Raw genomic sequence first — 20,781 nt, 5'->3', positions numbered from 1 at the left:
TAACAAACTCAGAACAGCTTTGCAGGATACTCGCCTGCATCCACCAAAGCCTGAATCTTGTCGACTACACTCTGACGGTCTTCGGGATAAGTCACACCGAACCACTTGCTGGTTGTGTCGAGCACTTCGCAGGTAGCAGTGCCATCGTTAATCAGCTTATCCACCATCAGCGGGATGAAGAATTCGCTCTTCAGGTTCTCCATGTTCTTCGGGTCGCTCAAGAAACTCTTGAAAAACTCTGCACTGTAAGCAAAGTAATCGGGAGTGAAACCCCAGAAGTTCATGCTGACCGGAGTCGTCTCGGGAGTGGCAGTCCATTCACCGTTATCATCGATGTATTTCACCTCACCGTCCATGCGCTGAATCTTGGTGCGTTCCACTACGGAAGTCAGCAGGTTGTTCGCATCCGTTCCGCACAATCCACGGGATACGGTACCGCTTTCGCTCAACGTGTTGCCGATGCGGAAGCCTACCATGGAATATACGTTTTTGGAGCCTTCGGGAAGGGCTGCAAGAAATTTACCCATTACCTGGAAGGAATCACGACCGTAGAAATCGTCGCAGTTGATAACAGCAAACGGTTCCTTTATTACATCGGCACCCATCATTACAGCATGGTTGGTTCCCCAAGGTTTGGTACGGCCTTCGGGGCAAGTGAAGCCTTCGGGAAGGTCATCAATGGACTGGAATACCAGTTCGCACGGAATATGGCCTTCGTATTTGGAAATAATCTTGTCGCGGAAATCCTGCTCAAAATCTTTACGGATAACAAACACAAGCTTGCCAAAGCCTGCATTGATGGCATCGTAAATAGAATAATCCATGATAGTTTCGCCATTCGGGCCCAGTCCGTCCAATTGTTTCAAGCCACCATAACGGCTGCCCATGCCGGCTGCCAATAAGAATAAAGTTGGTTTCATATTTAGTTATTATTTAAAAAGGTTAGTATATCACAGTTGATAACGGCTGCAAATGTACAAAAATTTATGGCTGACAGAAGGGAGTTTTAGTTCATTCTTTACCACTATCCGTTCAAAAAGGTACATTTAGAACGGATAACCGATGGCAAAATGCAACGCCATGCTGTCCTTGAACTTGGGAATATTATAATACCCCGACTTCCCGGTATCATACGGATCATGCAGCCCGATACCCAAGTCCAGACGAAAAACAAGAAAGTCCAAATCGTAACGCAAGCCAAATCCCGTGCCCAAAGCAATCTGTTTCGGGAAATTCTTCAACGTAAATTCACCATTCGGGCGGTTTTCATCTTTACGCATCAGCCATACATTGCCGGCATCCAGAAACACCGCTCCATGCAAGTCGGCAATCATACGGAAGCGATACTCGATATTGGCTTCTATGCGAATATCACCCACGTGGTTGATATAGGTATATTTCCTATCCGTCTCGGGAGGATAGCCGCCCGGACCTATACTGCGTGCAGAAAAGGCGCGCACACTGTTGGCACCGCCGATATAGAACTGTTCCGTATAAGGTGCGGTCGTAGCGTTGCCATACGACCATATCACCCCTCCGGCAATACGCGAGGCTATCATCTGGTTCTTGTCTATCCGGTAATGGTACCTGAATTCCGAGTTCAGCTTCAAGAACTGTGCAAAAGGTACCCCGAAAAGCTTCTTTCCTTCCTCACTGAACGGCTTGCCGAAAATACGGTAGACGGCAGAAGTCAGGTTACCGGCCGACGCAACGGTGGTCTGCCACCAGATGGGGTTACGCTTGCCGCGCACGGAAGCGTTGTCATAAGTATAGGTGTACTCCATGGCAGGAATGAACTGGTCGCGCAAACTAACGTAGAGTGCCGGATTCTCGGCACGCAACGTATCGAAAGCGGCAGTAGGATTGCGCAGTACATTGAATGTCAACCGGAAAGGAGTTATACTGTGCCTGGAAGTCGATTTGGGCTGGAAGTCATAAGTGACATTACCGCCAAAAGCCAACAGCTTATAATACTTGGCACGGTTCATCTGGTCGGCATATAAACGGAAAGTCGTTGTAGCCGGGAAGTCATACTCACGGTCGCCCATCCTAGGAAACACCACGCGCGGAAAGATAAGCGAAGTGGAGATACCCAGTTCATAACTGTTCATCAAGGAAGAACTTGCCTTGCCCGTCTGCCATTCGTACGAACCGTTCAACTTCACATTCCAGCTTTCACCGCCACCGAAGACATTGTTCTTCGTCACCGTAAAAGCGGCACCCGGTCCCGTCTGGTTATTGCTCTTCATGGTGACATTAAAATCCAACTCCGCATCGTAGGGTTTATCGAGCGCGGCAATGACCCTCACATCCAATGTATCAGACACAAACGCCGTATCACGCGGTATATACTGCATCTCCGCATAACGGAAAATACCGACGCTTGCCAGACGCTCCTGAATACGGGTCTGACGGTACAAACTATACAAACTCTGCATAGAACGCTGGCGGGCAATACCTGCGCTGTCCTGTATCTGACGTTTCCGCCGATAACCTTGATAGTTCAACCAACGGTAAAGCATGTTGGGACGTACCGGAGGTTTGTTGTAGTAATGTATGGTCAAGCCTTTGTAATCCATGCTGTCATTGGGTTCCTGCCCCTGCTTTCCAAGAAGATAGACGGATTTACGCCCCACACGGAACTGCTTCTCGGCTACCTTTGGCATACCGGGAACGGGAATCAAGCGCATCTGGACATGCCCATTGGGAACCATCATGGTATCGGCCTGATAGGTTAGGTAGTCGGGACGGAAATAATAACAGCCCACATTACGCAGCAGGGTACTGATACGGGTACGCTCCCCATCCAAATCAGCCACATTGAATTGTTCTCCCGAACTGATAAGGGAACGTCGGCGTCCCAGCTCCATAATGCGAGTGGTACGCTCGCTGAAACCACGATAATATACCGTATCTATAAAGTAGGGGTTACGCATGTTCACCGTATATTGCAACTTTGCCTTCAGCGAGTCCTTCGGGTCGATAAATGTCTTGTAGCTGACGCTTCCGTTGAAATAGCCATAATCGCGCAGCAAGTTAACCGCCGCCTTCTGGCGTATATCGGGATTCACCGTAGACATAAGCACCGGAGTGGCGGCAAATTTATTGAATATCCACTTTCCGAATCCCTTCTCATACTTCTGGAAACCATTGTAAATCCACAGTCCGAAAGGAAAGGGATAGCGGATAGTAGAGCTTCCCAGCAACGAATTGTTCGGTGCCGTAGCAAGGGCGGCTTCCACCTCTTCCATAGCAATCTCACCAACAGACGTTTCACTGCGGTTCAATACAATCATCGGCTTTTGGCCGGTATAGAGTATCTCCCCCTCGGGCAAGTGCTTCGTGGTGGAGCAACCTGCCAGAAATATCAATCCTGCAATATATAATATCAGTCGTTTCATATCACATTCCTACTTTTTCATATCGCTATTTTCAGCCTCCGGTTTTATCTTTTTCTTCCTGAAGATGAAGAGTTCACTCAATCGGTCCATCTTCCGGCGCAGCACAAGGCCGACACCCGTTTCGGTTATCTCACCGTCGAGTATGCTTTCGTAGTTTTTATTATGGAATACACGGACATATCGAGTACCCGACGCATCAAGACGGTATTCCAGCGATATATTGTCAATGAATGATTCCGCATCGTTCGTGGCATTGGCCCCGGTGGACACTTTTCCACCGATGACTATCTGTACGCGGTCGTTGAAGAAACGCTGGGAATAACGAAAACTGAAGTCTTTCTGCGTGTCACCCGTTTCAGCAGAGGTACGGTCTTCCACACCTACACTGATATTGGCCCCTTTTATACCTCCCGCCAAGGAGTTTATCTGGCTCTGAAGCACTGAGTTCAAGGCGGCTCCCATTGACAAACCTCCTCCTTTGGCACCACTGTTCAGGTAAATACCCGTGGCAAGCATGGCAATGGCCTGCTTGCTACGCTCTTCTGCACCCATTGCCTGCAGCTCATTCTCTACTGCGGCATCTTCGGGCGCCGAAATATCGAATATCAAATCGGGAGCGTCAAGCCTGTTCTTGATGGAAATGGAAACATCGAAGTTCACCATGCGCGAACCGTCCCCGTCACCGTCGGCCACAGAAGCACGCATACGTTCCGTAGCCTTTAGGCTTAGCGTAGGATTCATAATATTCCCTCGCCAATCCACATAACTGCCGGGATTGAACTGAAACTCCTTCAAGGGGATGATAGGCAGCGAATATTTCATGACGCCACCCGAAAGGGTATAGCGTCCGGTAAGGCTCATATCCCCTTGGGGAGTATACTGCATATTCAAATCACCGCCACCTTCCAGTTCGATGTATTTGCTGCGGTCGGGACTCAAGTCGGCACGAAGACGGACAGCATCGTCAATATGGACGGACATATACATTTCCAATCCTCCCAACGACATGGCAGGAACTTCATCCGCCTTTACCGACGTCGTATCGGTGAATGAGGTAAAGGTAACCAGCCCACTGAGACGGTCTTCCACCGTTAAAGGGGAATCGGTCAACACGTAGGTTACGTTGGTATTGCCCAGCAGATTCATGTTTCCACGCATCGTGAGCCCGTCAAGCGGTCCCTTCACCGTGGCATGCAAATCAACGAACACCTTTCCATATACCAGACTTTCGCGGGTACGCGGTGCATCCAGCAACGTATAGTTCTCTGCCAGCAGATTGAGGTTGGCAGTAGGACGCTCCATATTCCGGAAATCAACCTTACCGTCAATCGTAAACGGATTCTTGCTGGTGGTATAAATGGCAAACTTATCGAATATCAACTGATTGTCCTTTATCTGTACCGGACGGTTGTCGAACCAGTAACGTGCTCCCGCCTGGCGTGCATAGACAGACACACTGTCCAAAACAATATCACCATGCATTTGAGGCTTGTCCAGCGAACCATAAATATAAAGCCCTCCATCAATATCTCCGGTAAAGGCCACCATTTGGTCAGGGATGAATGCATTGGCCATCTTCAATGGGAAATGCTCGAAACGAGTGGACACTTCCAGAGTATCCTTTCCGTTTTTCTGCGTCAAGATACCGTCGGCGATCATCACTTCTTCGTTATCATGTGTAAAATAGGTATTCAAATAGTGCGTATTCTTGTCGCCCGGCAACCAGGTAGCCCCCAGACCTATATCTCCAACCGGTTGGCGTTCGTAGGTCAGTTTCTCTACATTGGCTTCGGCGGACACCTGCAGGGAAGTGGCAGTCTGTATATAATTTGCTTCGGCGGAGAACAATCCCGTAAGCCGAGGCATATAAGGAAGTACCTCCGTAAGTTCATCCAGGCGCAATCGGCTCAATTCTACGTTTATATTCTGCAAGGAAAGGGTATCATTCTTGTCGGATTGCATACGGAAACACAGACCATCGTCGCTGTCCATATCAATATTGGCATAGACGCGCATATTCTTATGCAGATAAATCCAGTTACTATTGTCCGCAAAGTGGAATTTACGGAAAGCGATAATCGGCTCGGCAGGAATAAGGTTCAGCAGCACACCATCACCGCGACCATGTCCTTCGGTCAACGGACGGGCGTTAATACCGAACAGCACACCAGTCTGCCCTTTTCCATCCACATAATCCACAGTCAGCTCCGCATCTTCATTACGGACTTCCCCCGTCAATGTGCTGCGAAACACAAACTGCGGGTTCTTGGGACCGTTTATGACACCACCTTGCAACTTCATCCGAGCAGTATCCTGCTTCACTGTAAAAAATATCGTATCGAGCTGCAAGGAGTCCATGCGCAATCCGTGAACAGCTGTACGCCCATTGATGCCGACTTGCGGAGTAAATCCGAAGCTCAGTTTGAAATCATTATAGGAAATACCCTTTGCAGCCAGGAAATAGCTGACGGGATTCTGGTTACCGGCTTCCAGATGCATGCCTGCTGAAGGAAGGACTTGGCGCAAAGCGGCATGGTCCAAACGCCGTTCATCAATCTGCTTTGTCAGGATAGAGACAAATTTATCCGACTGTTCCATCAACTTCTTCAACGTGCTGTGGGCGCGGAAACGCAGATTCAAGTCACCGGCGTCAAGCCTCAACTTGAGAGAATCATGACGTGCCTCCGCTCCCATTGTAAAGGCAAACGGGTGTTTCAACGGTCGGGGCACCAAACCCAGCTTATGCAGATTCACCTCTTCCACATTCAAATCCAAAGCGCCATCCAAATAGCTGCGGTCAAGACGCATATCCGCATTTCCCTGCATCTTGAGAAGAACATTATCGCTGGCAAGACGGACGGTAGCAACGGATGACTTGAGTCCGGCATGCGCCTCCACACCGGAAATGTCCCAATGCCCATACTGTAGTTTTTCCAAAGAGGCATTCAAAGCAGCCACAGTCTTTCGTGATGCCACATCCACCCCTTGTCCTTTAGCGGACATCTTTGCCGTAAGAGTATAGATAGAGTCCTTGGGCAGGAAGTGATGCACCTGCAAGTTGTTGATGGCAAGGTCGGCATGGTAGGCTTCCGTAGCAAGGTTATAGGCAGCGTCCAGATTCAAGACGCCTTCCTTCTCCAGCAGTTTCAAGGCGGCAGTGCACTGCGTCCCCTCCATACCGACACGTGCCGCAAGGTGCATACTGTCCGGCACGATGATGGAGCCATCGGGAGCAATGTCAGCTAGTCCGGTCAAGAAGTTCAAGTTCTGCGTATGCATCTCGAAGTCCATGTTTCCATTGCGTTTCACACTGTCGGTCAGGTTCCAGAATTCTCCTCCCCCATTCAACGAAAAGGCTCCGGGCAGCTCAGCCGTAAAACGGGAAATCTGCATCTGCTTCAGGTTTCCTTCCGTACCGGCATGAATCACCAACGGACGGAACGGATAGGCTTCCTTGAAAGTTTCCGGCAGGCCACCGGCAAAAAGCAGTACATCCTGTTTGCCGATACGGGCATTGAAACGGGCTGTCAGACGACCGGTGGTAGGTATATTTATCAGTTCCCAGTAAGTCTGTGCCGTAAAGTTCATCTCACTATGAGGTGTCAGCAACTTCAAAGAAGGGATACGGATAACGGTAGAGTCGGCAAATAACCGCCCGGTCAGGGAAGTCACACTTAAACCGGAACGCTCATACATGGAAAATTCCCGGATAACGGCATTCATATCTCTACCGTAGTACATCACAGAATCAATGCCCATACGAATGTCGCGAAGAGCAATGTGCGAGGGGTCGAAGCCTATCGCACTCCCCGGGCCGCCGGTATCATAATTGACAGAAGTTCCAGTCAGCAGGAATTTTCTCCAGCCATAGAACTGGTGTTTCAGGTCGGCAGCAGCGTCCGCAATCTCAGCATCTCCTATATGGGCTTTCAGCCCCATGGAGTCCAATGGCATCTGTAAATCGACCGAGACGTTCTTCAACTTCAGAGTATGGAGTGTGACTTTCCAGTTTAACGCAGTGTCAGTAGTGTCCTTGGGAGTCTCAGTGGTATCTGCAAGCATCACCTGCACATGGGTATCGCTCAATTCTATATTATTGAGGATGGCATCTTCTTTTGTAAGGTCTATGCCATGGCTTTCGAAAAAGAAATGCCCCAGTACTCCTTTGATGCACATACCTTCCATTAAATTGGAGGAGTTGACAGCAACTTGTTTCAAGGTAATGTCATCCACCTCCACTTTCCCTTTGAGTAAAGGCCATGCCTGTACCCGTACGTTCAAACTTCCAAGATTCAGCAAGGTATCGGGATGCTGCACATCAACAGCACTGTCGGCAGGCTGTACCACCAATACACCGCGGACCAACAAATTCAAAGGAAAGCGAAGGTCAATCCGCTCCACGGATATGTCCATACCCGTAGCATCTGATGCAATTGCTGTAGCCTGCTTCCGTATCAAATTCTGTACGGGAGGCACATAGAGCAGTATCATCAATATTATAAACAGTATAATAGGAGTAAGCAGCACCCACAGTGCTATTCTCAACCATTTTCTTCTCATCGGAACGTCAATCTTTCATCGTATTTAAAAGTCCTACAAAGTAAACAATTTCTTTCGACATTTGGTTCCCGATAGAGAAAAATCATGTATTCTTCTCTGTTCCCCCATTACGGAAAAGCTGTTGCCTGAGTAATGACATCCTCTATCAAAACGAGGGCGGCAAGGGCGTGTTCTTTCAACTCTCCGGTAAAAGGCACTCCATGAGAAGTTTCCAACAGTTTCAGCAATGCAACCAGTTCCGTAGCTCCAATCAACGTAAAGAGGGGAATCATTTTGTGGGAGACAGCAGCCATCTCGTCCACATCCTCATTCTCCACAGCCTTCTGCAAACGCTCCGCATTGAGACGGGTTTCAGCCACAAAACTTTCCAGAATGGACTTTGCAGCCTCGGGGTCATCGACCGAAAAAACGGTGAGCGAAGAGAATTTATACCCCGGGCAAGCCGAAGCTTCCGAAACTTCCGTAACCTCCTTCCCTTTGTCCTCCACATTCAATTCATGCAGCAATTCACTGACGGTAAACGGCTTATGCAGGCATCCGGCAAAGCCATGCGCCGTAAATTCCTCACGCTGCATGTCACTGCGAGCAGTGACAGCAATCACCGGAACAGACTGTGCCTGCGGTATGTTCGAAGCACGCAGCAGTTTCAGTAAATCAAAACCATTAATAGCAGGCATCTGCACATCAGTAAGCAGAACATCAAAGGTTGCAGTGCGCAAGGCATCCAGCAGTTCATCCAGTTGTAAACAAGAGACAGAATTTATACCACTCTGCTGAAGCATGGCGGCAGTAAGGGTAAGCTGAATACGGTCATCATCAATAAGGAGGACATTCTTCAGTGAAGAATGAGGAACGGGGAATGAAGAATTGCCATTCGGCGTGGTAACACATCCCGATTCTTCATCCTTCATTCTCCGTCCTTCACTCCTTACGGGATAGATAGGAATATATATGGTGAAAGTGCTTCCCTTGCCTGGCACACTGTCTACATCAATCGTGCCTTCAAGCAACTGTACCAGCATACGGACGATGGAAAGTCCGAGTCCGAACCCCTCTTTACCCTGAGCACCCGGTAAGCGGGTAAACTCCTGGAAGATACGCTCACGGTCGGCAGGTTCCATACCTCTACCCGTATCAGCAATGGCAACTACCAGTCGACGGTCCTCGTAACGGGCAGTCATGGTAATACTGCCTTGGTCCGTAAACTTCACGGCATTGGACAGCAAATTGTTGATAATCTGGCGCAGACGCAAAGGGTCGCAAATATAGGTACCGTCCAGCTCCGGGGCAGTGTCGCAATGAAGCGCCAGCCCTTTGGCAGCCGTAAGCGGTTCAAAACTGACGTGTATCTCTTCAAGCAGGCGGGAAGGATGAAAGGTGACCCGGTTGACTTCGGCCTTGTTCAAATCAAGACGATGGAAGTCGAGCAAATCAACGACCAACTTCAGCAGATGCTCCGATGAGGTTTTCATATTGTCCAGATAGAACCGCTGGCGCTCATCCACCGTCAGACGGGAAAGCAAGTCGGCATAGCCCATGATAGAACCGAGCGGAGCTTTGAAATCATGGGTAATGGCAAGCATCAGTTTTTCACGGACAGCAAGTAAATCTTCGGCACGACGGCGGGCCTCTTCCAACTCACGGCGGTACCGGTTGCTTCGGGTTATGTCGCGGCCGATGATAATAAGAAAAAAAGCGGAAAGCAACACCGCACCTACGGCAATACCACTGATAATCTTGGCCGAACGGCGTCGGACCGCCTGTTGATACTCGGCTTCCGTCCGTGCACGCAGCAGAGTTTCCGTCTCGTAATCTTTCAGCAAGCTGTCAATACGAGCGGTCAGCATATGGTCCAAGCGTTGCAGATAGCGTTTACGTCGTTGTATAACAGTGTTTACAGCTTTTTTCTGCTGGGCCACAGCACGCAGTTTCTCATGCAAAGAATCGGCCGGATTATAAGGTTCAATCACCGTATCCGTCGCAAATTCGAGGGAGGTCTTTACCTGGATAGCCGTATCTTTCTTTGGGGGGACAAACACTTCACCCAAACGACGGAAAAAACCCTTCTTTCGAGGGCGTGTCACGACGGTATCCCGATGTGTAATGATACGGTGCTGCACACGTTGCTGGGTCACTACCGAGTCCTGCTGGGCAATTATCTGCTCAATGTCACTGGTAGATACCATGCTGTCATTCGCCTCACTCAGCGTACGCAGCATTCTTATCGTATTGGTATCCTTCTCGCGTATCAAAGCTAGTACGCTGTCTGTCCATTGTACATCGCGGTCATCGGTAAGAATAAGGTTCTCCATCTCCCGGTGTACGAAGAACAAGGAAAAAAACAATACCGCCAGCAACAAAGTGTAGCCTACGGCAATCTTTACTTTGGAGACACTGTTCATATTATCAAATCCTTTCCCTGGTCTGTCTACGGAATCTCAGCCATAGCATCACCCCTGCACTGGTCAGTCCAAACGGGAAAGCCATCCAGACCCCCGTCAGTCCCCAGCCGAAGATGAAACCGCAGAGGTACCCTACGGGCAAAGATATAACAAAATAGGATATAAATGCAATAATCATCATCGGTTTCACATCCGAGATACCACGCAGGGCATTGGCAAAATTAATCTGCAATCCGTCACCGAACTGGTAAATCAGGAACGGAAAGAAGAGAGCGGCTACCATACCGGACACTTCCATATTATCTGTAAACCATCCTCCGACCTGACCGCGAAGTGCAAAGACAATACTCAACAGCACCACTTCCATGCATAAGATGACGTGAAGGCCAGCATACGCCGAACGGCGCACATTTTGCCCGTCGCCCTGCCCCTTAAAGTTACTGACACGCACAGCAACTGCAGCACCCATGCCATAATACATCATGAAGGTGAACTGAGAGATAGTGAGCATTATCTGATGTGATGCCAGAGCAAGTGTCCCCAGCCACCCCACCATGACAACACTGAGGCTGAAGGAAGCGGTCTCCATTCCCATCTGCATACCGACAGGCCAGCCCAAAGCATTGAGTTTCCTGAACATCGGTGTCGACCATCCCAGCCTCATAAATCCGAGTCTATAACGGATAAAACGGCGACTACTAAGCACAATCACCGCAAAGACCACGACCATCACAATGCGAGAGAACAAGGTACTTACACCCGCACCAAGCAATCCCATCTCCGGGAAACCCAATTTTCCATTGATCAGAATATAGTTTCCTACGATGTTAAGCGCATTCCCTCCAAGCAGAATCCACATGGCCGTCTTGGTGTCGGTGATGCCATCCGTAAACTGTTTAAAGCCGTTGAACAACATGACAAAGACCAGTGAAGCAAGCAACACCAGATAGTAAGGCTTGATTAGAGGCAACAATTCTCCGGGCTGTCCCAGCCGCTCCACATTGAAATAGAGAACAGCCATGACAAGAGTCAGCAACAAAGCCACCAGCACATTGGCAACCAGGCTACACCGCAACGCCTGCCCTGCCTCGGCAAAGCGGCGGTTACCGTAGAAGCCCCCTACAACCGGTGTCAGCCCGTAGCTGAAGCCCGTACTGAAAATAATGCAAAGAGTAAACAGATTGTTTACGAAAGAAGCGGCACCCAGTTCCTCCGTGCTGTGATGCCCAATCATCAGCGTATCGGCAAAACCAAGCACAATGACTCCCAACTGCCCCACCACAATGGGTAGCCCCAGGAGAAGCAATGCTTTATAGTGCTGCTTATACGTATCAAATAATTTTTTCATACTAAAGGTTTTCTTTTTGGTAATAAAGCACAATCCCGTTTTCATCGCGGAAGGTCTGTTGGGCGACCCTATGAAGCTGTTCTGCCGTCACAGAGCGGTAATTGTCCACTTCACGGTCTATGTCTTCCGCCTGCCCGGTCAGTTCAAACCAGGCAAGATTCGTGGCAACATTCAGATAATTGATGTTGCCGAATATCTGTGTAGACTCAAACTTGTTCTTTACTTTCTCCAATTCTTGTTCTCCAACAAACCCGGATTTCAACTCTTCCAACTCTTTCCGGACAGCAGCCTCGGCTTGCTCCAAAGATACGCCTGCAGATGGTTTTCCACTGATATGCAGCAGGCCGGCATCCCGTGTACCGGAGATATAGGCATCGAGACTGGAAAAGAACTTCTGCTCCTGCACCAGCCTGCGGGTCAAGCGACTGGAACGTCCATTGCTCAGAATATCCGACAGAATATCGAAGGCATAATAATCGGCATCCTCACGGCTGCACATGTGATAAGCCATGAACAAAGCATCCAGAGGAACATTCCGTTCCACCGTCTGCCGGCGTTCTGCCGTCTGTACAACTTCTTGCGGTAATTGCCTTACGGGCACATTCCTACGGGGAATGGGAGCAAACCATTTTTCTGTCAGCCTAACCGTTTCTTCCCACGAAATATTTCCGGTAACGGCCAGCACTGCATTATTAGGTGCATAAAAACGAAAAAAGAATTCCTTTACCTCGTCCAGCGTGGCATTGGCAATGTGAGAGAGGTCTTTCCCGATAGTAGGCCAGCGATAAGGATGCGTTTGATAAGCCAAAGGACGAAGCAGATGTCCCACATCACCATACGGCTGGTTCAAGCAACGTTGTTTAAATTCCTCCATCACTACCGCACGCTGCACTTCAAGACTTTGCTCACTGAATGCCAGTTCCAGCATGCGGTCGGACTCCAGCCAGAAGCCGATTTCCACATTCGATTTTGGAACCGTCAGGTAGTAATTGGTTATATCATTATTGGTCCATGCATTATTCTCTCCGCCTGCCAATTGCAAAGGAGCGTCATAATCAGGAATATGCACCGAACCTCCGAACATCAGATGCTCGAACAGATGGGCAAAGCCCGTATGCTCGGGATGTTCGTCACGGGCACCCACGTCATAAACAATATTCAAGGCAACCATCTGCGTGCTGGTGTCCTCATTGTGCACCAACCGCAGACCGTTGTCAAATATCTTTTTGTTTATTTTCATAAAATGGAATGACAGAATCTATCATCAATCTATCACTGTCACTTTTTTAATAACCACATCCTCTTCGGGACGGTCGTTACGGTCAGTCTTGACCTTCTGTATTTTATCAACAATATCCATACCTTCCAGCACTTCACCGAACACGGTATATGCACCGTCCAAATGTGGAGTACCGCCCACGGTAGTATAAGCCTTCACCTGCTTGGGGGTAAACTTGAACTCCGGTTCCTTGGCAACCTGAGCCTCTGCCTGCGCAATCAAGGAATCTTGCAAATCCATCAGACCGTCCTGGTCATTATTCTTGCGCATCTTGTAGATTTCCTTCATGTGTTTCTGCGCCAACGCGTTGAAAGCATTGTTCAAGCGCATCTGATTCATCTGCTGTTCCATCCCCAGCAAGGTAGAGTCATTATACACTTTTCCGGTCACAATGTAGAACTGGCAGCCGGATGATGCCTTGTCAGGGTTCACCTCATCACCCTGGCGTGCAGCCGACAAAGCACCTTTTTTGTGAAAATACTTCGGATAAACAAATTCGGCAGGAACGGTATAACCCACGTCGCCTGCCCCCAGCATCTTGCCTTTCGGAGCCTTCTTCGATTCCGGGTCACCTGCTTGTATCATAAAGTCCTTGATGACACGGTGGAACAGCGTACCTTCATACGTGCCGTCTTCCACCAGCTTGATAAAGTTATCACGATGTTTCGGGGTTTCATTATACAGTTTCACGGTGATGTCACCCGCACTTGTTTCAATCTTCAGCTTCGTTTCTTTTTCCATATCTTCCTCTTTCTTTTGTCCCGGCTTGCAAGCAGTCAGACTGCAAACCAGTATAGTTAATAATACAATAAGATTTCTTTTCATTTTGTTTTTTATTTAATTTAAGTTTGCAAATATACTAAAATCAGACAAAAGCACTTACCTTTGCCTACATAAAAGAGATAAAAGGCTAAAGCAATGACATCCATATTAATTGTAGAAGATGATATTACTTACGGCATGATGCTAAAAACATGGCTCGGCAAAAAAGGTTTCCAAGTAACCTCTGCCAGCAACATTGCCCGTGCTCAAAAACATATTGAGTCGGAAACCGTAGACTTGATATTGTCTGACCTGCGCCTGCCCGACAAGGATGGCATTGACTTATTGAAATGGCTGGGCGAACACGGCCTGCAAATACCGCTTATCATCATGACAGGATACGCTGACATACAGTCGGCCGTCCAAACCATGAAACTGGGAGCCTGCGATTACATTGCCAAGCCTGTGAACCCGGACGAATTACTGAAAAAAATAGGCGAAGCCTTGAATGCATCATCCTCCGCTTTGAAACAGATGATGCATTCGTCCCGAACAGATGATGCGTTTACCCCAAACAGACCATCCGTTTCACCCAAACAGACGATGCATTCCGACAAGATGAAAAATCAGCCTCTGAAGGGTGCAGAAGGCTCATTGTCCTCCTCCGACTTCCTTGAGGGAGAGAGCGACGCAGCCAAACAACTCTACAATTATGTGAAACTGGTTTCACCTACCAATATGTCTGTACTCATCAATGGTGCCAGCGGAACGGGCAAAGAATACGTAGCTCACCGCATCCACCAGCTCAGCAAGCGTGCCGACCAGCCGTTTGTAGCCATCGATTGCGGTTCTATTCCCAAAGAATTGGCCGCTTCGGAGTTCTTCGGGCACATAAAGGGCGCCTTTACCGGCGCACTGACCGACAAAACGGGCGCTTTCGTCGAAGCCAACGGCGGTACCATCTTCCTGGATGAGATAGGTAATCTGAGCTATGAAGTGCAAATACAGTTGCTGCGTGCTTTGCAAGAGCGCAAGATACGTCCGGTAGGTTCAAACAAAGAGATAAGCGTGGACATACGTCTGGTATCCGCCACCAACGAAAATTTGGAGCAAGCCATCGAAAAAGGGGCGTTCCGTGAAGATTTATATCACCGTATCAATGAATTCACCCTACGCATGCCGCAACTCAAAGACCGCCGTGAAGACATCCTGCTCTTTGCCAATTTCTTTCTGGACCAGGCCAACCGCGAAATGGACAAGCAACTGACCGGCTTTGATGACAAGGCATCCCGCGCCCTATTGGAATATCCCTGGCCCGGCAATCTACGCCAAATGAAGAATATGGTACGCCGTGCAACCTTGCTGGCACAAGGCAAATTCATTACTATCAACGAACTGAATGAACTGAAAGAACCCGCACCGGCCATCATCGGTATCCCTCTCCGCAATGAGGAGGCAGAGAAGCATCAAATCATCGAAGCCTTGCGGCAGACGGGAAACAACAAGAGCCGCGCTGCACAACTGTTGGGCATTGACCGCAAAACGCTGTACAACAAGTTGAAGCTTTATAACATATCCGACAGTTAATCTTTTTATTTCAATACAGAAAGCACAAGTATGCTAAAAAAACTACTATACGAAAACACCTTCAACCAGATTTTCACACAACACTATACACGCTTATATTTATACGCCTATCATCTGACCAACGATGCGGAAGCAAGCCGTGACATTGTAAGTGACGTATTTGCCAAATTGTGGGAAGACATCAAGCATATCAAGCAGGAAAATGTATCTGGTTATCTCACCACAACGGTACGTAACCGGTGCATAGACCATTTCCGTCATCAACAAGTAGAGATACAATACACCAAGGAATATTTTGCAGAAGTCGATACATTCTATACAGACTATACAGAAGCTATGAGGCAAGACATCCTGATAAGTAAAATGCTGGATAAACTACCTGCTATGACACGACATATTCTGGAGGAATGCTATTTAGCCAGAAAGACTTACCAGCAAGTGGCAGACGAGATGAATATCAGCCCCAACACGGTGAAGAAACACATCTCCAAGTCTTTAAAAATGCTAAAAGAGTTATTCGGCAGTGAAAAAGACTTGCCGAACGGACCGGATTTCACTACTGAAACGTATATAATATAAATATTCATCATGGAAGAGCATTCACTACATACCAACAATCAACCACTTCCGACGGAAAGTGAAAAGATGACAACAAAAGAGGAAGTTGCCCTACGACATCATTTCCTCTTGACGAACACGAAGCAACCGGATGTGGAGGCAGAATTGAAGCGTTTCAAACAAAAGCAGCAACGCCTATCAACCAGACAACTGATAATAGTCAGCAATGCAATAACAGCTGCCGTATTACTTGGATGCATATGGTTATTCCAAGTTCTTTCTGGCCCGAATAATTCAAAAGAGAAGGAATTACCAGAAACAATCTTTCTGGCCGATAACAGCTTGACAGAAATTACATTGCAGAACCAAGAAGGAAACCACATAGAACTCAATCAGCAGACATCTGCAGATGAATTGTCCGGCATATTCGGTGCACAAAATGACGAACAAGGCAGGCTGGACTACCGAAACAACATCCGGCAAGAGGTTTCTATGCAAACAGTCAGTACTCCACGCAAGAAGGAATTCAAACTGACCTTATCAGACGGGACTGAGGTCTGGCTCAATGCTGAAAGCCAGCTATCTTATCCTTCCCGTTTCAAAGGAAACGAAAGAATAGTCCATCTGCAAGGAGAAGCCTATTTCAAGGTAGCACACGACAAGCAACACCCTTTCATTGTCTACACAGAGAATCTGCACACACAGGTACTCGGTACAGAATTCAACATCCGCAATTATCCCTCAAGCGAGGCTCTAGTCACGCTCATCAATGGCCAAGTAAAGGTTAAAAATCGCCAGAATAACCTAAGTAAGCTACTTGCTCCGGGAGAGCAAGCTTGTCTGAACAAAGAAGGAGACTTCTCCATCAGCCATATTGATGCGGATGAATATGTGGAATGGAAAGATGGCTACTTCTATTTCGACAACAAGCCCTTGGTAGAAATTATGCGTGACCTAGGAAGATGGTACAATGTAGACATCATCTTTATCCACCCTTCAGACAAGAACATCCGCCTGCACTTCCTTGCCAAACGCCATGAAACATTAGAGCAAGCCATTACTTTGTTGAACAGCTTGAATAAGGTAAAAGCAAGTGTGAAAGAAAATAAAGTTATCATTGAATAATCGGCTCTGACACCCATTATTCCTTTTATTTTTTACTTTTTCTTAAAAAAGCATACCCGTTTTTTGATTTCAATCGTACTTTATATATAGCCGGGTCCCAAACAGCTAAATGAATCATAAAGTATAATTTTAAAATCAAAAGTGCAATGAGAAAAAGATTTTTGTTTCTATTTGTCTTGTTATTGTCGCTGGCAATTTCACAAGCGACCGCACAAGAGAGACAAAAAGAAACCATTCAGCTCACTTTCGACAACGAAGAATGGTCGGACGCATTGAAAAAGGTAGGCAAAGCCTTTGGGTACAAAATCCTATTTACCTACGACGATGTCAAAAACCGCAAGGCAACTTGCTCCATCAAGACTACCTCAGTAGGAGAAGCTATCAAAGCAATCATTGGCAATGAACCGTTCACGTATACACAAAACGGGAATTTTATCAGCATCATTTCCACTGATAACAAAAAAGACAAGCAAACGCGTACGGTCACGGGGCGGGTCACAGATGAGAACAGCCAACCATTACCCGGTGTGGCCGTAAGTACCCCCGACAACACAACAGGAGTCATCACAAACATAGACGGCTACTTCAAACTTCAGTTGCCAGCCGGAGCAACCTCTATCAACCTTACCTATGTAGGTATGCAGCCATTAATGGTTAAGGCCTCCGAGCAGTTCATGAATCTGGTGATGCACGAAGATGCCCAAGAACTGCAAGAAGTGGTTGTTACTGGCATGCAGAAAATGGACAAACGTCTATTTACCGGCGCTTCCACCCGTTTGAAAAGCGAAGAGATGAAATTAAGCGGCTTGCCTGACATCAGCCGTTCGCTTGAGGGCAGGGCAGCCGGTGTATCTGTACAGAATGTATCCGGCACATTCGGTACAGCTCCTAAAATCCGCGTACGCGGTGCCACCTCCATATATGGTAACAGCAAGCCACTCTGGGTAGTGGACGGTGTGATTATGGAAGATGTGACAGAAGTCAGCGCCGACGATCTCTCATCAGGAGATGCAGAAACACTAATCAGCTCAGCCATTGCAGGATTGAATTCCGATGATATTGAAAGCTTTCAGATTCTGAAAGACGGTTCAGCAACCTCCATTTACGGAGCACGAGCCATGGCCGGTGTGATTGTTGTCACTACCAAGAAAGGTATGGCCGGAAAGAGCAGAATCAGTTATACCGGTGAATTCTCCCTCCGCTTGATTCCAAGTTATTCCGAGTTCAACATCATGAATTCACAAGAACAGATGGGTGTCTACAAGGAAATGAGGCAAAAAGGCTGGCTGAATTTCGCCGAAACCTACCGTGCCTCCCAAAGCGGCGTCTATGGTAAAATGTACCAGCTCCAGAATAGCTACGACCCGATAACCGGTACCTTTGCATTGGCCAATACTCCCGCCGCAGAAAATGAATACCTACGCTCCGCAGAATACCGGAATACAAACTGGTTCGACGAGCTCTTTAACAGCAACATCACACAAAATCATTCGGTCAGCGTTTCAACCGGTACAGACAAGGTCTCGTTCTATGCTTCATTGAGCGTCATGAACGACCCGGGATGGTACCAACAAAGCAAAGTAAACCGTTATACCGCTAATGTAAACACAACTTACACTATTTCCCAACAACTGAGTTTGAATCTGATATCCTCAGCTTCCTACCGTAAGCAGAAAGCCCCTGGCACATTAAGTCAGAGTATAGACCCTGTGTCCGGTGAAGTAAGACGCGATTTTGACATCAACCCTTACTCCTATTCCATGAATACATCGCGTACACTGGATGCACACACCTTCTATACCCGTAACTATGCAGATTTCAACATCCGGCACGAATTGGATAATAATTACATGAACCTGGATGTGGTAGACCTTAAATTCCAAGGCGAACTGAAATGGAAACCCATAAAGGGACTGGAACTCGGAGTGTTAGGAGCCGCCAAATTTTCAGAAACCGGCAATGAACATATCATAAAGGATGACGCCAATCAAGCTATGGCTTACCGGGCTATGGACGATGCTACCATTCGTGACAACAATCCGTTCCTATACGACGACCCGGATTATGATTATGACTTACCTATCTCTGTTTTGCCACAAGGAGGTATATACCAAAAAACCACCTACAAAATGCTAAGTTATGACTTCCGGGCTACAGCGAACTACAATACCAACTTCGGTGAAGATCATATCATTAATTTATTTGCCGGTACTGAGGCCAATTCCATTGACCGCAACAAGACCTACTTTAATGGATGGGGTATGCAATATTCCATGGGAGAAATTCCTTTCTACGTCTACCAGTTCTTCAAAAAAAGCATTGAAGATGGTGCAGACTATTATTCACTTGCCAATACAGCCAGCCGTTCAACTGCTTTCTTCGGGAATGCCACTTACTCCTATAAAGGGAAATATACTGTAAATGGAACCATCCGATACGAGGGGACCAACCGTCTGGGAAAAAGCCGGACTGCCCGTTGGTTACCTACCTGGAATATATCCGGTGCCTATAATGTACACGAAGAGACCTTTTGGGAATCACTGCGCAACTCCATCTCCCACCTTTCCCTCAAAGCTTCCTATTCGTTGACCGGTGACCCGGGCCCATCATCAGTCAGCAATTCTCTGATTGAAATTAACAGTTACAAACCTTACCGACCAGGAACAAATATCCAGGAAAGCGGACTCCAGATACTGAACCTGGCCAACGACGAACTGACCTACGAAAAGAAGCATGAACTGAATATCGGTATGGAAGTCGGTTTTTTAGATAACCGAATCAACTTGGCTGCAGACTGGTATAAACGTAACAACTATGACTTAATAGGAATTATCCAAACAGAAGGTGTGGGTGGACAAATCAGCAAATTTGCCAATGTGGCCAGCATGAAATCACATGGTGTAGAATTCACCCTTTCTACCCGCAACATCAAGACGCGTGATTTCTCCTGGAACACAAATTTCATCTTCTCGCATGCCAAAAACGAAGTCACCAAACTCGATTCCGAAACAGAGGTCATGTCCGTAGTATCCGGCAGCGGATTTGCCTTGAAAGGATATCCGGTAAGAAGTCTGTTTTCCTACAATTTCCAAGGACTGAACCAAGATGGTCTACCTACATTTATCGACCAAGACGGTAATTTGACTTGTAACGGAGAAGATATTAATTTTCAAAGTCAAAATCTGGAACATCTGGTATACGAAGGACCTACAGACCCTACCATAACCGGAAGTTTCGGCAATATATTCAGCTACAAAGGTTTCAAGTTGAATGTCTTCATGACCTACTCCATGGGAAATGTTATCCGTCTTGATCCGGTATTCAGCAGCTCCTATTCCGACTTGGATGCCATGCCAAAAGAGTTCAAAAACCGCTGGATTGCCGCCGGAAACGAAACCGTGACCCAAGTTCCGGTTATTGTATCCAATGGCCAGAACACCAATGATCGCTATTTGAAAGTACTCTATAACGCCTACAACTATTCCACAGCGCGTGTAGCCAAAGGAGACTTTATCCGCATGAAAGAAATATCGTTCTCCTATGACTTTCCCAAAAGATGGACCAGTAAAATAGGAATAAGCGACCTTTCCATGAAATTGCAAGGAACCAACCTTTTCCTGATTTATGCAGATGACAAACTGAATGGACAAGACCCGGAATTCTTCCGCACTGGTGGTGTATCCGCTCCCGTACCCAAACAGTTTACACTGACACTGAAATTCGGTATTTAATTTTTAATGAAAAACTTTATCAGAATAC

11 protein-coding genes are annotated in these 20,781 nt (G+C 47.4%); 4 read left to right on the top strand and 7 right to left on the bottom strand.

Translation table 11 applies throughout. The features are described 5' to 3' along the window. Positions 1 to 8: 8 nt before the first annotated feature. The 7 genes from ACESTD_RS15400 to ACESTD_RS15370 all read right to left on the bottom strand — a co-directional run bounded on the left by ACESTD_RS15400 (position 9) and on the right by ACESTD_RS15370 (position 13,815). Positions 9 to 920, bottom strand: coding sequence for a nucleotidyltransferase (locus ACESTD_RS15400; protein ID WP_005834919.1), 912 nt, complete (start codon positions 918 to 920; stop codon positions 9 to 11). A gap of 126 nt (positions 921 to 1,046) precedes the next feature. Beyond that, complete coding sequence (locus ACESTD_RS15395) at positions 1,047 to 3,401, bottom strand: BamA/TamA family outer membrane protein (protein WP_009037264.1); 2,355 nt, start codon at positions 3,399 to 3,401, stop codon at positions 1,047 to 1,049. Positions 3,402 to 3,410: 9 nt separating this feature from the next. Beyond that, positions 3,411 to 7,961: a translocation/assembly module TamB domain-containing protein gene (locus ACESTD_RS15390; protein WP_117588695.1), complete on the bottom strand. Its 4,551-nt coding sequence runs from the start codon at positions 7,959 to 7,961 to the stop codon at positions 3,411 to 3,413. 107 nt (positions 7,962 to 8,068) lie between these two features. Next, the gene (locus ACESTD_RS15385; protein WP_118264520.1) at positions 8,069 to 10,363 is read right to left on the bottom strand and encodes a hybrid sensor histidine kinase/response regulator; all 2,295 of its coding nucleotides are present in this window, start codon (positions 10,361 to 10,363) and stop codon (positions 8,069 to 8,071) included. A gap of 4 nt (positions 10,364 to 10,367) precedes the next feature. Further along, positions 10,368 to 11,711: an MATE family efflux transporter gene (locus ACESTD_RS15380; RefSeq protein WP_373158989.1), complete on the bottom strand. Its 1,344-nt coding sequence runs from the start codon at positions 11,709 to 11,711 to the stop codon at positions 10,368 to 10,370. Position 11,712: 1 nt separating this feature from the next. After that, positions 11,713 to 12,951 (bottom strand): pitrilysin family protein, encoded by a 1,239-nt coding sequence (locus ACESTD_RS15375; RefSeq protein ID WP_005834912.1) that lies wholly within the window; start codon positions 12,949 to 12,951, stop codon positions 11,713 to 11,715. Between the two features lie 24 nt (positions 12,952 to 12,975). Beyond that, the gene (locus tag ACESTD_RS15370) at positions 12,976 to 13,815 is read right to left on the bottom strand and encodes a peptidylprolyl isomerase (RefSeq protein ID WP_008665944.1); all 840 of its coding nucleotides are present in this window, start codon (positions 13,813 to 13,815) and stop codon (positions 12,976 to 12,978) included. Between the two features lie 93 nt (positions 13,816 to 13,908). Here ACESTD_RS15370 and ACESTD_RS15365 point away from each other — a divergent pair, with 93 nt between their 5' ends. From ACESTD_RS15365 to ACESTD_RS15350, 4 genes are all read left to right on the top strand, one after another. Further along, on the top strand, positions 13,909 to 15,339 hold the full coding sequence (locus ACESTD_RS15365; RefSeq protein ID WP_120139278.1) for a sigma-54 dependent transcriptional regulator: 1,431 nt from the start codon (positions 13,909 to 13,911) through the stop codon (positions 15,337 to 15,339). 30 nt (positions 15,340 to 15,369) lie between these two features. Continuing rightward, positions 15,370 to 15,918 carry an RNA polymerase sigma factor gene (locus ACESTD_RS15360; RefSeq protein WP_009037270.1) on the top strand — a complete coding sequence of 183 codons (549 nt, stop codon included), beginning with the start codon at positions 15,370 to 15,372 and terminating at the stop codon, positions 15,916 to 15,918. 9 nt (positions 15,919 to 15,927) lie between these two features. Beyond that, positions 15,928 to 17,022, top strand: a complete 1,095-nt coding sequence (locus ACESTD_RS15355; protein ID WP_009037271.1) for a FecR family protein — start codon at positions 15,928 to 15,930, stop codon at positions 17,020 to 17,022. Positions 17,023 to 17,168: 146 nt separating this feature from the next. Further along, entirely contained in the window at positions 17,169 to 20,753 is a 3,585-nt protein-coding gene (locus ACESTD_RS15350) for a SusC/RagA family TonB-linked outer membrane protein (protein ID WP_120139279.1), read from the top strand. Positions 20,754 to 20,781: the final 28 nt, after the last annotated feature.

The sequence above is a fragment of the Bacteroides sp. AR20 genome (assembly GCF_964250605.1).
GTDB lineage: Bacteria > Bacteroidota > Bacteroidia > Bacteroidales > Bacteroidaceae > Bacteroides > Bacteroides uniformis.
The sequence above is the reverse complement of the archived record's forward strand: the minus strand, read 5'-3'. Positions and strand labels throughout refer to the sequence as shown.